General features: G+C 49.7%; 10 protein-coding genes. 8 read left to right on the forward strand and 2 right to left on the reverse strand.

Annotated features, from left to right (window positions below):
- The first annotated feature begins 226 nt into the window (after nucleotides 1-226).
- The 3 genes from acs to ACOQOZ_RS19965 all read left to right on the forward strand — a co-directional run bounded on the left by acs (nucleotide 227) and on the right by ACOQOZ_RS19965 (nucleotide 3,490).
- Nucleotides 227-2,179, forward strand: a complete 1,953-nt coding sequence (gene acs, locus ACOQOZ_RS19955) for an acetate--CoA ligase (protein ID WP_420589910.1) — start codon at nucleotides 227-229, stop codon at nucleotides 2,177-2,179.
- A 154-nt stretch (nucleotides 2,180-2,333) separates the two neighbouring features.
- Nucleotides 2,334-3,005, forward strand: a complete 672-nt coding sequence (locus ACOQOZ_RS19960) for a response regulator (protein WP_420589911.1) — start codon at nucleotides 2,334-2,336, stop codon at nucleotides 3,003-3,005.
- 158 nt (nucleotides 3,006-3,163) lie between these two features.
- Nucleotides 3,164-3,490, forward strand: coding sequence for a hypothetical protein (locus tag ACOQOZ_RS19965; protein ID WP_420589912.1), 327 nt, complete (start codon nucleotides 3,164-3,166; stop codon nucleotides 3,488-3,490).
- A gap of 3 nt (nucleotides 3,491-3,493) precedes the next feature.
- Here ACOQOZ_RS19965 and ACOQOZ_RS19970 read toward each other — a convergent pair whose 3' ends face one another.
- Nucleotides 3,494-6,937, reverse strand: a complete 3,444-nt coding sequence (locus ACOQOZ_RS19970; protein ID WP_420589913.1) for a PAS domain-containing hybrid sensor histidine kinase/response regulator — start codon at nucleotides 6,935-6,937, stop codon at nucleotides 3,494-3,496.
- Between the two features lie 248 nt (nucleotides 6,938-7,185).
- Between ACOQOZ_RS19970 and ACOQOZ_RS19975 the strand changes: the two genes are divergently transcribed.
- From ACOQOZ_RS19975 to ACOQOZ_RS19995, 5 genes are all read left to right on the forward strand, one after another.
- Nucleotides 7,186-7,494 (forward strand): DUF485 domain-containing protein, encoded by a 309-nt coding sequence (locus tag ACOQOZ_RS19975; RefSeq protein ID WP_420589914.1) that lies wholly within the window; start codon nucleotides 7,186-7,188, stop codon nucleotides 7,492-7,494.
- On the forward strand, nucleotides 7,491-9,143 hold the full coding sequence (locus tag ACOQOZ_RS19980; protein WP_420589915.1) for a cation acetate symporter: 1,653 nt from the start codon (nucleotides 7,491-7,493) through the stop codon (nucleotides 9,141-9,143). Before ACOQOZ_RS19975 ends, ACOQOZ_RS19980 begins: the two co-directional genes overlap by 4 nt.
- Before the next feature lie 137 nt (nucleotides 9,144-9,280).
- Complete coding sequence (locus tag ACOQOZ_RS19985) at nucleotides 9,281-11,080, forward strand: DUF294 nucleotidyltransferase-like domain-containing protein (protein WP_420589916.1); 1,800 nt, start codon at nucleotides 9,281-9,283, stop codon at nucleotides 11,078-11,080.
- Nucleotides 11,080-11,709: a 3'-5' exonuclease gene (locus ACOQOZ_RS19990; RefSeq protein ID WP_420589917.1), complete on the forward strand. Its 630-nt coding sequence runs from the start codon at nucleotides 11,080-11,082 to the stop codon at nucleotides 11,707-11,709. The genes ACOQOZ_RS19985 and ACOQOZ_RS19990 overlap by 1 nt, the downstream gene beginning before the upstream one ends.
- Before the next feature lie 130 nt (nucleotides 11,710-11,839).
- A complete protein-coding gene (locus tag ACOQOZ_RS19995) occupies nucleotides 11,840-12,697 on the forward strand; it encodes a sterol desaturase family protein (RefSeq protein WP_420589918.1) in 858 nt (285 codons plus the stop codon).
- 65 nt (nucleotides 12,698-12,762) lie between these two features.
- On the opposite strand, the gene mqo is transcribed toward ACOQOZ_RS19995, so the two are convergent.
- Nucleotides 12,763-14,235, reverse strand: coding sequence for a malate dehydrogenase (quinone) (gene mqo / locus ACOQOZ_RS20000; RefSeq protein ID WP_420589919.1), 1,473 nt, complete (start codon nucleotides 14,233-14,235; stop codon nucleotides 12,763-12,765).
- Between the last annotated feature and the right edge of the window lie 362 nt (nucleotides 14,236-14,597).

Raw genomic sequence — 14,597 nt, forward strand, 5'->3', positions numbered from 1 at the left:
TTGTTGTGCATCACCACTATGGTGCACGGGTTCCCCCTGTTGAAATTAGCCAAAGGTCGAAAAGTAGTGGCTTCTAGGTATAAGTACTTAGCACCTGTTGATGACTGCTTGCGTGAATAGACCATTGTCTAATTTTGGGAATAGCCAGCCGTGACCAATATGAAGAACAAGAAAAACAACAACCGTGATACCCGCACGGCAAATCTAATCAAGTAGGGGACACGCTATGAGCGATCAGAATGTCTATCCGGTAAAGCCTGAGTTCTCTGACTCGGCATGGATTAATAACGAAAAGTACCAGCAGATGTATCAGCAGTCTGTGATCAACCCAGAGGGTTTCTGGCGCGAACAGGCTGAGCAGCGTATCGACTGGATGCGCCCGTTTACTAAGGTTCGCAATGTTTCCTTTGATGATCACAACGTTGATATTCGTTGGTTTGAAGACGGTACCTTAAACGCTTCGGTTAACTGTCTGGACCGTCACCTGGAAGAGCGTGGTGATCAGACTGCAATTATCTGGGAAGGTGATGAACCGGATCAGGATAAGCACATTACCTACCGCGAATTACACGAGCAGGTGTCTCGTTTTGCCAACGCATTACGTAGCCAGGGTGTTCAGCGTGGCGATGTTGTCTGCATCTATATGCCAATGATCCCGGAAGCTGCCGTTGCGATGCTGGCATGTACCCGTATCGGTGCTATTCATTCGGTCGTATTTGGTGGCTTCTCTCCGGATGCCCTCGCAGGTCGTATTGAAGACAGTAACGCAAAAATCGTCGTAACAGCCGATGAAGGTGTTCGTGCTGGCCGCTCTGTACCACTTAAGGCGAACGTCGATGAAGCGCTGAGCAACCCAAATGTCTCTTGTCTGGAAAAAGTGATTGTTGTTAAACGCACTGGTGCGGACGTTGCCTGGGATGCGAATCGCGACGTCTGGTACGAAGAGCTGGTCGCTCTGGCTTCACCAAACTGCCCGGCAGAAGAAATGAATGCCGAAGATCCGCTGTTTATTCTCTATACCTCGGGTTCCACGGGTAAACCAAAAGGTGTGGTACATACCACCGGCGGTTATATGGTGTGGGCTTCGATTACGCACCAGTATGTATTCGATTATCACGACGGCGATGTGTATTGGTGTACCGCCGATGTCGGCTGGATTACCGGTCATACCTATCTGTTGTACGGACCGCTGGCCAATGGCGGTATCACGCTGATGTGCGAAGGAGTACCGAATTACCCGTCTATTAACCGCGTATCTCAGATCGTTGATAAGCATCAGGTTAATATCCTTTACACTGCACCAACCGCTATTCGTTCTCTGATGGCAGAGGGCAGTGCAGCAATTGAAGAAACCCACCGAGAGTCATTACGTCTGTTGGGTTCTGTGGGTGAGCCGATTAACCCGGAAGCCTGGGAGTGGTATTACCGCACCGTGGGTGAAGAGCGTTGCCCGATTGTTGATACTTGGTGGCAGACTGAAACCGGCGGCATCATGATTACACCACTGCCTGGTGCAACGGATATGAAACCAGGTTCTGCAACCCGTCCGTTCTTTGGTGTACAGCCTGCGCTGGTGGATAACTCCGGTATGCTGCTGGACGGTGCCACCGACGGCAATCTTGTGATGGTTGATAGCTGGCCGGGCCAGGCGCGTACCGTATATGGTGACCACGAGCGCTTTGTTCAAACCTACTTCTCAACCTTCCGTGGCATGTATTTTACCGGTGACGGCGCACGTCGTGACGACGACGGCTACTACTGGATTACCGGTCGTGTTGATGACGTAATCAATGTTTCTGGTCACCGTATGGGAACCGCAGAAGTAGAAAGCGCGTTGGTTGCCCATGAAAAAGTTGCTGAGGCTGCTGTTGTGGGTTATCCGCATGACATTAAAGGTCAGGGCATTTATGTGTACGTAACCCTGAATGCCGGTGAAGAAGCCAGTGACGAGCTGGCGCAGGAACTGCGCGGCTGGGTGCGTCAGGAGATTGGTCCGGTGGCAACACCCGATCTGATTCAGATCACGCCAGGGCTGCCAAAAACCCGCTCAGGCAAAATCATGCGTCGTATCCTGCGTAAGATCGCCGCTAATGAGCATGATGCTCTGGGTGATACTTCGACACTGGCTGACCCGTCGGTGGTGGATGTTCTGGTCGAAAACCGTATGAACCGCGGTTAAAACGGGCAGTTTTACGAAGTGAAGTGCAAAGCTACTCAGGTATATCATCTGAGTAGCTTTTGTTTTTTGAATCAGCCGGAAAACGAACTCAAAGTAACGGTCGCGCTTTGCTGAAAAAGTGCCACAATAAAGGCTGATGAGCAGGAGGGGAACTATGCAGCTCGCAAAAAAAATAATTATCGCTGATGATCACCCATTGTTTCGGACTGCGATGCAGCAGGCGGTAAAACAACTGGTACCGGATGTCACGATTGAACAGGCAGAATCACTGCCGGAACTACAACAACTGGTAGAGCAGCATAAAGATGCTGATTTAGTTTTACTGGACCTACAAATGCCGGGCGCCCACGGTTACTCAGGGCTGGTATTTTTACGTTCCCACTTCCCGGAAATCCCGGTAATCGTTGTATCAGCGTGCGAAGATCCGGCGATTATGTGTCAGGCGATTGATCACGAAGCCTCGGGTTACATCGCTAAATCTTCACCACTGGAAAGCATCGCCGAAGCCATCGAGCTGGTGTTACAGGGAGATATTTATCTGCCTGAAGACGCCCGACGTCATCAGCATCAGCCGGATCAGCAAGCGCTGGATATGGCCGAACGCCTGGCCAGTCTGACGCCGCAGCAATTCCGGGTATTAACCATGATGACCGAAGGCATGCTGAACAAACAGATTGCTTACGATCTGGAAGTCAGTGAAGCGACCATCAAGGCACACGTCACGGCGATCTTCCGTAAGTTGGGTGTACGTACCCGGACTCAGGCCGTGATTGCGGTACAAGCACTGGATATCGAAAGACCAGATGCGCAGATTGCGCAGGGTTAGCAGCCGTTAACTTAAAAATGCCGCTTTGTCTTCTAGTCAAAGCGGCATTTTTGTATCTGATTTTTATCTGTCGGTAAAATGGGCCTGACTGCACATTTCTTGTTGATTAATTCGATTATAATGCGCTGATAGTTAATAGGGCTTCCGAAGGAATGGAAATGAATCTGACCCGTAAGGTGTTGCTTCTTTTTCTGGTCAGTTTTATCAATGGTTGTGCTTTTTACCCCAAAGTTGAAGCTGATCAGGATTATATGAAGAAGTGTCAGATGGTGACCAGGAAGATGACGTTAGAATCTAAATCTCTTGGCGCATTTGATTGTAGCGACACTACTCCAGAACTTTGTTTGGTCGTTCTGATTGGCGTTCCCGCAGCATCGCTGGTGGTTTCTGGCAGTGTGGTACTGGCCGGAAATACTTTACACTGGATGGAATATCACGGCCGTTGTGAACAGGGCCTGGTCAAAAAAGCCCTGTCACAGTTCTGATCCTTACTTTTTCACCAGGCGCCTGATTAATGCCCGCAGCGCAGCCGGGCGTACCGGTTTGCTGAGGAAATAAAAGCCCAGGTTTTTTGCCTCTTCGGCAACTTCAGGACGCGGATCAGCCGATATTAAAATACCCGGCAATTCTGCATCGTTAAACTTCTCCCGTAACAGTGTCATGGTCTGAATACCGGTTTCGTCATTATCGAGCTGGTAATCACAGAGCATAATTTCTGGCTTAAACGGAACCTCCATAGCAGAGGCTATATCGCTGCAGCTGTAGACGTCACACTTCCAACTGTTCAGCAAAGCATTCATACCCGCCAGCACTTCCGGATCATTATCGATGCAGAAGGTTTGCATGCCTTCAAAGCTGCCCGATCCGGCTGCCATTTGCATTTTCGGTTGCTCAGCCTGCTGTACAGCGTCGGTCAGTGATAGGGTGACGCTAAAACGGGTACCCTTACCAACACAGGATTTAACTTCGATGTTGTGGCCCATTTGTGTTGCCATACGTTCGACAATCGCCAGGCCGAGACCTAACCCTTTGGTGTCCTGGCTCTCCTGATTCAGTCGTTTAAATTCGCCGAATATCTCTCCCAGTTTTTCTTTCGGAATCCCCGGGCCTGTATCCCAGACTTCAATCGACAGCTGATCGCCACGTTTACGGCAGTTAAGCAATACGCCACCGCTTTGGGTATAACGTACGGCATTACTGAGAAGGTTCTGGATGATGCGGCGTAACCAGTGAGCGTCACTGATGACCCAGTGATTGCAATCGCGGAAACGCAGTTCCAGGCCTTTATCCGCTGCCAGTGCCGTAAATTCGTCTCGTAGTGGCTTGAGTACGGCGCTGAGATTGATGGGATGAACATCCGGCTCCATGGCTCCGGCATCCAGTTTAGAAATCTCAACCAGAATGGATAACACGTCTTCTGATGATTGCAGCGAGCCTTCGAGGTGTTCCAATAGCTGGCGTTGCTCATCACTGAGCTGATGTTGTGCCAGCGTTGAGGCAAACAACTTGGCGGCATTGAGTGGCTGCATCAGATCATGACCCGTGGCTGCAAGGAAGCGGCTCTTGCTGGTATTGGCTTCAATCAGCTGAGAAGTCAGGTCTTCCAATTCCTGGCTGCTTTCTTCTACCCGGCGTTCCAGCTTGATATTGGCCTGCTTCAATGCCTGCTCCGCCTTACGGTGAGCTGTAATGTCGGTAAAACTGGTGACAAAACCGCCGTCTGGCATCGGGTGTCCCTGCATTGAAATCACCAGGCCATTTGGCAGTGAGCGCTCGAACTGATGTGACGAACCGTTGCGCAGGAATGTCATACGGCGACTGATCTGATGTTCGATATCACCCGGGCCACAGAAACCACGCCGGGCATTAAACCCGATTACTTCCTGAATCGGTTTGCCCACGTGGATAAACCCGGGTGGATAATCAAACAGTTGTTGATACCGGCTGTTCCAGGCAACCAGGTTGAGGTGACGGTCAACCACGCTGACACCCTGGTGCAGATTTTCGACAACGGCCTGTAATTGTTCGCGGCTCATTGAGAATGCCTGGCTGGCTTCACTGGCGATAAAGGCCAGGTCCCGGATCTGAATTTGTTCACCACCCAATAACGTGGAAAAGATCACCCGGGCAGAGGAGGCGCCAACCACCGACGCGAGGGTTTTTTCCGCTTCGTACAACAACTCGTTGGAAGATTGTGCATGGTCGTACTGAACGCCATGACGTTTCTGGTAATCGCTGAAGAAGGAGTCGGTTTTCTGGAAGCCTAATACCCGTTCCAGTACGACGCGTACGTCATCCACTTTACAGTCAAAGCTGGGGGCGATTTTGTTGTTTTGCAGGGCTTTGGTGCTGCTGAAATCACTGGCCAGCATACGCTCGCGCACCGATGCATTGGTGACCACCGAGAAAAATATAAAACAGCTGAGGTTAACCGCCAGACTGAGAATCACGCCGAAGCTGAAGTCGTCCATATTCTCACTGATCATGGCGACACTTGGCGCGCCCAGCGCTTCCCCCGGACTGTTACTGATGACGGGTAACAAGAGCGCATAAAACCAGATAAAGGTACCGCTGATAATCCCTGCCAGAGCGCCCTGATGATTGGCGCCTTGCCACACCAGACCACCAATTAAGGCCGGCGCAAACTGGGCAACCACGGCGAAAGACAGCAAGCCAATGGCCGCCAATGATTCAAACTCGCCAACACTGCGATAGAACAGATACGAGCCAAAAATCATGGCGACGATCACCAGCCGGCGAACGGTTAATACCAGAGTACGGACATTGGACGATTGTTGCAGCTCGGTTTGGGGCTGCGAGCTGCGGAACACCATGGGAAGAATCAGTTCGTTGGAAACCATGGTACTGATGGCGATGGTTGCCACAATGATCATGCCGGTGGCTGCACTGCCGCCGCCAATAAAGGCAATCACAGCAAGCGCATCCTGCCCCAATGAGACTGGCAGGCTGAGCACATAGGTGTCGGGAGTAAAGCCGAGGTCTTTCATAAACAGATGGCCGGTGAGTGCAATGGGCACCACAAACAGCATCATCAGCACCAGGTAAGAAGGGAACAGCCAGCGGGCTGTGCGCACATGGCGAATGGATTCGTTTTCGATCACGCCGACCTGGAACTGACGAGGTAAACACAGCATGGCCAGGCCCGCGAGAAAGGTCTGTAGCACAAAGGCAAGCGAGATCACATTGCTGCTGAGCAGTGGGTGATCCGGGGCGATGTTCTCTCCCAGTTCAACAACGTCCATCGGGCTTTCAAACAAATAGGAAACGACCCAGATACCTACGGCGATAAAAGCAATCAGCTTCACGACGGATTCAAATGCGATCGCCAGCATCATGCCAGGGTGTTGTTCGCTGGCATCAATGTCGCGGGTACCGAATACGATGACAAATACCGCCATAGCGGCGCTGATATAAAAAGCGGTGTCTTGCCAGAAGAACTCGGTGATCGCCGGGTCGCTGCCCAGGGGCGTTGTGATCAGAGTAAAACTGGTGGTAATGGCTTTCAGCTGTAAGGCGATATAGGGTACCACGCCCAACATGGCAACCAGGGTCACCAGAATCGCCAGGCTATGGTCACGACCGTAACGGGTGGCGATAAAGTCAGCAATAGAGGTAATACGTTTCTCATTGGCGATGCGGATGATTTTGCTGAGCAAGCGCCAGAACAGCAGCATAAATAAAATAGGGCCAACATAAACCGCCAGGAAGCTCCAGCCGCTGGTGGCTGCCTGGCCAACCACACCATAGAAGGTCCATGAGGTGCAATACACCGCCAGAGACAGGCTATAGACCACCCCGGTGTTATGAATCGGACGACCCTGATGCGCTCTGCGATCACCAAACCAGGCAACCCAGAACAACGTACCAATGTAGAGTACCGATATCGATATCAGTTGCCATGCTGGAATCATAATTGTCCTTATTATTGTCAGGCGTTACTGCTGCTGCACTGATGGAATCTTAGCACTGAGTCCTGCTAATCCGGCCAGCTTTATGCTGCAAATTATCTGAGTATAAGACTAAGGTCTGTGCATCCTGGGGCGAAGCGGCATGAAACTGATCTGCATCAGGGTTATCAATAGCGGTTTCGACTTTGGTCGGCTGGGGAAAGTGAATGGCTGGCGTACACTGACTATTGAGTAAATAGTGGAGTCTTGCCGTGCAGCAGGATGTGTACCAGAGAATCAAAAATCACCCGGACTTTCTCAGTCTGGTGGAAAAGCGCCGCAAGTTCGCCTGGCAGCTGTCGGGTGTTGTTCTGGCAATGTATTTCTCATTTATTTTATTAGTTGCTTTTGCCCCCTCCGTGCTGGCAACGCCGATTACCAGTCACAGCGTGACAACCTGGGGGATCCCCATCGGCATTTTTATTATTGTGATGTCGTTTTTGTTAACCGGGGTTTATGTCAAACGTGCCAATACAGAGTTTGATGAGGAAAATCAGCGCATTATTGAGGAGTGTCTGTGAACCAATCTGCGATGTGTTTTCTGACTCGCTTTTTCATTGTATGTCTGTTGCCTGCCACTGTGTTTGCATCACCGGAGACGGCAGCAGAAAGTAACTGGTCGGCAATCAGTATGTTTGTGATTTTTGTGTTGCTGACCCTGAGCATTACTTTCTGGTCCAGTCGCCGAACCCGGACTGCTGCCGATTTTTATGCCGCCGGTGGTGGTATCACCGGTTTCCAGAATGGGTTAGCCATTGCCGGTGACTATATGTCGGCGGCGTCTTTTCTGGGAATTTCCGGGCTGGTTTATTTATCCGGTTTTGATGGCCTGATTTATTCCATTGGCTTTTTAGTCGGCTGGCCACTGATTTTATTTTTAATTGCTGAACGTCTGCGGAACCTTGGCCGCTTTACCTTCGCCGATGTTGCTTCCTACCGTCTCGGCCAGAAACAAATCCGGACCCTGGCTGCCGTTGGTTCATTATGTGTGGTTTCGTTATACCTGATTGCACAAATGGTTGGCTCGGGAAAACTGATTCAGTTGTTATTCGGATTACCCTATCACTACGCTGTGGTGCTGGTGGGAATTCTGATGATTTTATACGTCAGCCTAGGAGGTATGTTAGCGACTACCTGGGTGCAGATTATTAAAGCGGTATTGTTATTATCCGGCGCCAGCTTTATGGCCTTTATGGTGTTAGCTGCTGTGGGTTTTGACCTTGGAGAGTTATTCCGTCAGGCGACGCTGGTGCATGAAAACGGCGTTGATATTATGGCTCCGGGAGGTTTGGTTTCCGATCCGGTATCGGCTATCAGTTTAGGCATTGCATTGATGTTTGGCACTGCCGGTTTGCCACATATTCTGATGCGCTTCTTTACTGTTGCCGATGCTAAAGAAGCCCGTAAATCCGTTTTCTATGCCACCGGTTTTATTGGCTACTTTTATGTTCTGACTTTTATTATCGGCTTTGGCGCCATTGTTCTGGTTTCCACCAATCCGGATTTTCTTGATGCTGACGGCGCCATATTTGGTGGCAGCAACATGGCAGCGATCCATCTTTCTGCAGCAGTGGGTGGCGACTGGTTTTTAGGGTTTATCTCCGCGGTTGCCTTTGCCACGATTCTGGCGGTGGTCTCCGGTCTTGCACTGGCCGGAGCATCTGCCGTGTCACATGATTTATACGCCAATGTGTTTAATCCGGATGCCAGCGATGAACAGGAAGTGCGTATTTCCAAAATCACCACTTTGGGACTTGGGCTGGTAGCCATTTTACTGGGCTTATTGTTTGAGCATCAGAACATTGCATTTATGGTTGGGTTGGCGTTTGCGATTGCTGCCAGTGCTAATTTTCCGGTGTTATTTTTGTCCATGTACTGGCGTCGGCTGACAACCCGTGGTGCGATGATTGGTGGTTGGTTGGGGCTGTTAACCGCTGTCATTCTGGTGATTATCGGGCCAATTGTCTGGGTGGATATTCTGGGGAACCGCGACGCAATTTTCCCGTATAAATACCCGGCCTTGTTTTCGGTCACGGTTGCTTTTATTTCGATCTGGTATTTTTCGGTAACGGATCGGTCCGCTGTTGCCGCACAGGAACGCGAACAGTTTGACCAGCAATTGGTGCGCTCTCATACCGGCGTTGGTGCCAGTGGTGCGAGTGCCCATTAAAAAATTCAGGCAGCCAAATTGGCTGCCAACAGGTTTGCCTCTGAGCTGGGGCTCCCCTTGACACCGTCTTATGGCGGTGTCTTTTTTATTCTTTCAGAGTCGCTTATCAAGCCGTTCTGAAGCAGGGAGGTTTTATAATGACAATTCAAATCGACCTTAACCAACCTCCATTCAGTTTTCTGGATGAAAAGCAGCTGGACTGGTTAACCAGCCGTCTTGATCTGGTCTTTTTCCCGGCGGGAGCAACCATTCTTAATGAAGGTGATGCCAGCCCTGGTGTTTATATTATTTATAAAGGCGTTGTTGAAGAGAGCGGCGCCAGTGGTGACCATATTTTCAGCCAGTATGGCAAAGAAGATATTTTTGATGTTCGTGCGGTTCTTGAGTCCCGCTGTAAGCATAAATACACCGCCATCGAAGAAACTCTCTGCTACCTGCTGAAAGCAAAAGATTTTGTTCAGTTGCTGGATGAATCCGATGACTTTTCGATTTATTTTAAAACCGACCTCGGTACTCAGCAGTCGCTAGTTGAGCAGCAGGATAATTCGGTTTCTGAGTTTATTCTGGCGCGTATCGATGAAGATACCATTCGTCCACCGGTATACGTTAACGGCCAAACAAACCTAGCCCGGGTCGCGAACTTAATGCACGAACAAAAGTACGATGCCGTGTTGGTACGTACGGCCAAAGGTGTGGGCATTGTTACCGGTACTGACTTACTCAAAGCTACCTTAATGGGCGATAAAGGTAAGCAGGATAAAGTGGCTGATATTGCTCAGTACAACCTGATTGGCGTTGAGTACGGTGATTTTCTGTTCGGTGCTTTATTAAAGATGACCCAGCACCAGATTGAGCGTGTTGTTGTAACTCATGAGGGAGAAATCGTTGGTCTGCTTGAGCTGATGGATATGCTCAGTCTGTTTTCTACCCACTCCCACGTTATTGCCATGCGGATTGAGCAGGCAAAAAATCAGCAGGAGCTGGTTGTTGCCGCTCAACGCCTGGACACACTGATCGACAGTTTGTCAGGGCAGGGGGTGCATGTCTCAGCCATTATGGAGCTGATCACCACTTTAAATCGCCGTCTGATTCAGCGGGCGTTTGAGCTGATTTTCCCGGAGCGGTTACGCAACAGTGTTTGTATTCTGGTGCTTGGTAGTGAAGGGCGAGGCGAACAGATTCTGAAAACCGATCAGGATAACGCCATTATTCTCAAAAATGAGCACGACCGCGAGGCGGTCAAGCCACTGTTACAACAACTACATCAGGCGCTGCTGGAATTCGGCTATCCGCCTTGTCCGGGTGGTGTGATGTTTATTAATGATTCCTGGATCGAAACCATCGAAGGCTGGCAGGGCCGGGTAAAACGCTGGTTGGCATCAAGTACTCCGGAAGCCATGATGAATATGGCAATTTTTATGGATGCTGAACCTGTGTGTGGTGATGCGGAATTGTTTACGCCAGTCAAACACAGCTGGCAAAGCGAAGACTTACGCACCAGTCTGGCGTTGGTATGGTTCGCAAAACAAGCGATGCAGTTCGAAACACCATTAACTTTCCTCGGTAAAATCCGTGAAGATCATGGCACGGTCGATATTAAAAAAGGTGGCATTTTTCCGTTGGTGCACGGCGTGCGATCACTGGCTTTTGAACATGCCATTGATGAGTGCAACACCATAAAACGTTTGGAAATACTGCAACAAAAAAATGTTCTCGAAGAGGATGTGGCACAAGGGTTACGTGATGCCTTATTGTTTTTTATTCGCTTACGGTTACGCCAGCAGCTGGAGCGCGATGGCGAAAATCGTGGACTGAGCCAGCAACTTGAGCTGGATAAATTACGCAGTGTTGATCGCAGTTTGTTACGCCACGCGTTTCACCGGGTGAAAAAGTTTAAACAACAGCTGTTTCTTCATTTTCATATGGAGAACTTTTAATGTTGCCGCGCTGGCTGAAGAAACACCTGCCAGGTTATTTACCACCGGAAGGGCGCTGGCAGCATCTGGCGGAACCCTATGATGGTGATGAAGTTGTTGTGCTGGATTGTGAAACCAGTTGTTTTGACAAAAAGAAAGGTGAGTTATTAAGCGTCGCAGCGGTGCGTATTAAAGCGAACGAAATTCGTTTATCGGAAGCATTAGAATTAACCATTAACTCCGATGCAGAAACCGATCCGGATTCGGTGCGGATTCATTACCTGCGCCGTGAAGACAGGCTGCAAGGCGTTGCCGTTGCAGAAGCGATCGAAAAGCTGCTGGACTTTATTGGCAACCGTCCGATCTGTGGCTTTTACATCGAGTACGATGAGGCCATTCTTAATCGTTATATCAAGCAGCTGTATAACTTTCACCTGCCGAACCGTTTTATCGAAGTATCGGAAATTTACGTCAAACAAAAACGCCGCCATATTCCGGAAATGGCTCTTGATCTGACGTTTGAAGGTCTGGCAAACGATCTGAAAGTGCCGGTAATCGAGCGCCATACCGCCATGGGCGATGTGATATCTACGGCGCTGATGTACATCAAATTGACCGAATTCCGTAACAAGAAGAGCAAAACGAAATAATACCCCCTTCCCATATCATGGCAGGAAATGTCAAAAAATCAGGCGGTTAAAGTCAATCTCTGTTGGATACCCACCGTTATTATGCTCAGCATGACCGTAAGGTTCTGCATAACAATAAGAGGTATTCACAATGGAAGACTTAATCCGTGCATTGGCATTTATATTTGGCGCAGGGGCTGTATTTATCCTGCTGATGTTTCTCGAAGCCTGGTACATGCATCGCAAAACCGGGCATTCCGGGTATTACATCAAAGAAACTCTGGCCAACCTGACCACCGGCGCTTCTTATAAAATTGTCGATGGTATCGCCATTGCTCTGTTTATTACTGCCTTTGCTGATGTGATTGCGCCGTACGGATTGCAGTGGAATCCTGAACCTTCTCTGCTGACCTTTGTGATTCTGTTTGTGCTGGCCGACTTCTTTATGTACGTCAATCACTTTGCCATGCATAAATTGCGTTGGTTCTGGGTGGTGCATGTAACGCATCATTCGTCGGAGCATATGAACCTGTCTACAGCATTGCGTCAGAATTTCCTTAACGCGCTGAACGGTAACTGGCTGTTAATGTGGGTACCTCTGGCATTAATAGGCTTTGATAAGGACTGGATTCTGATTGCGATCGAAGCCAACCTGTTTTATCAGTTCTTTATGCACACCGAAGCCGTTGGTCGTTTGGGATGGGCCGAAAAAATCTTTAATACACCGTCTCATCATCGGGTTCATCATGGCAGCAACCCAGAGCAGATTGATCGTAACTTTGGTGGCGTATTTATTATCTGGGATCGCTTATTCGGTACCTTCCGTGATGAAGATGATGCTGGCGAGATTAAATACGGCGTAACCCGTATGCCGGAAAAACCTCTAAATCCGTTTTATATTCAAACGTATGAGCTGGCATCCATGCTGAAAGACGTATGGCGTTATAAAGATTTACGCATTCTGTATAAACACCCGGATTGGGTATTGGAAAAATACGGCGAGCAGTAATTGCAGACATAAAAAAAACGGAGGCATGGCCTCCGTTTTTTTTATGTCTCGGCTGTGGCTATCGATCAGCCCAGCTGCAGGGTGTTGAGTGTTTTTTCGCGAACGTTCGCTAACAGCTCACCATCGTCAACCAGTGATTCACCGTATGATGGAATCAGTTCTTTCAGGCGTTCAGCCCAACCGGATTCCATTTGCTCAGTGAAGCATTTTTCCAGCACTTCAATCATTGCCTGTGCCGCTACCGAAGCACCTGGAGAGGCACCTAACAAGGCGGCAATGCTGCCGTCCTGAGCTGCAACCAGCTCGGTACCGAATTCCAGTTTACCTTTGCCTTGCTCATCTTTTTTGATGATCTGAACACGTTGTCCGGCTTTAGCCAGTGTCCAGTCTTCGTCTTTACAGGAAGGGAAGTAATCGCGCAGAGAGGCAACACGTTCGCTGTGAGATTGGCGAACTTCGTTGATCAGGTATTTGGTCAGGTCCATGTTATGCAAACCGACCGACATCATTGGCATCAGATTGCTTGGGCTAACGGACTTCAGCAGGTCCAGTTTCGAGCCTTTCTTCAGGAAGCGCATGGTGAAACCGGCGAATGGGCCAAACAGCAGCGCCGGTTCACCGTTAATAATTCGGGTATCCAGATGTGGAACCGACATCGGAGGCGCACCAATGGCAGCTTTACCATAAACCTTGGCGTGGTGTTGCTTAACGATCTCAGGATCTTTACACACCAGCCACTGGCCACTTACCGGGAAGCCGCCGTAGCCGTTGGCTTCAGGAATACCGGATGCCTGCAACAGTGGCAGAGCACCACCACCGGCGCCGAGGAATACAAACTTAGCCTGTACCTGGCGTGGTTTACCGCCTTCGCGGTTGTTCAGAGTTACTTGCCAGCCATCATCTGACTTTTTGAACTCATCCACTTCGTGATTCAGAAGCAGTTCAAAATTTTCCGATGTTTCCAGCTGCGCAACCATATTGCGTGTCAGAGAGCCGAAGTCGACGTCAGCACCATAGTTAACACGGGTCGCAGCAACTTTATCGGCTGGATCACGGCCTTCCATCACCAGTGGCATCCATTGGCGCAGGACGTCGTGATCTTCGCTGTATTCCATGTCTTTAAACAGATGGTGAGCGCTCAGTTTCTCAAAGCGTTCGCGCAGAAAAGCAACGTTATCTTCACCCCAGACAAAGCTCAGGTGAGGTGTGGTGTTAATAAAGTTCGATGGTTCAGGTAAACCACCGTTGCCGACCAGAGTAGTCCACAGCTGCAGTGAAATTTCGAAGTTAGCGTTGATCGTTAATGCGCGATCAATTTCGACGCCGTTTTCACCTTGTGGGGTGTAGTTCAGCTCGCAATAACCTGCGTGGCCGGTACCGGCGTTGTTCCAGCCGTCGGTGCTTTCATGGGCAACACGGTCAAGGCGTTCTACCATTGCCATGTTCAGGGATGGATCCAGGCGCTTCAGCAGGGTTCCCAGTGTGGCGCTCATGACGCCGCCCCCAACCAGAAGCACATCGACTTGTTGCATAGTCATACGTTTCGCCTTTAACTCAAATCAAAATCTGGTGCGTTTTGTTGCGTCTCACAGGGTGGCTTGTGGCCAGTTTAGTGTAGGTGAGCACGCGAAATCCGGGCTGTTATACATAGGCACTTTGCGGCTGACAATTGCAAAGTATTCAATTGCTACCAATGTATATTCAGTCGCCGTCTTTCCTGAATTATCTGCGATTAGTGGCGTTTGGCCATTGGCAGATAGTTGCAATCTTATTACTTCTGTTAGGCTTGCCAGCAGACGTAACCGGTGATCTCAGTTTGCCTCATTACCGCCGGGATTGTTGTTTTACCGGGTGTTTCCTGAGGCTGAATTTTCCCCGGTGGAAAGGTAATCTTGAGGAG

Source organism: Bacterioplanoides sp., assembly GCF_965219715.1.
Classification (GTDB): Bacteria; Pseudomonadota; Gammaproteobacteria; order Pseudomonadales; family Oceanobacteraceae; genus Bacterioplanoides.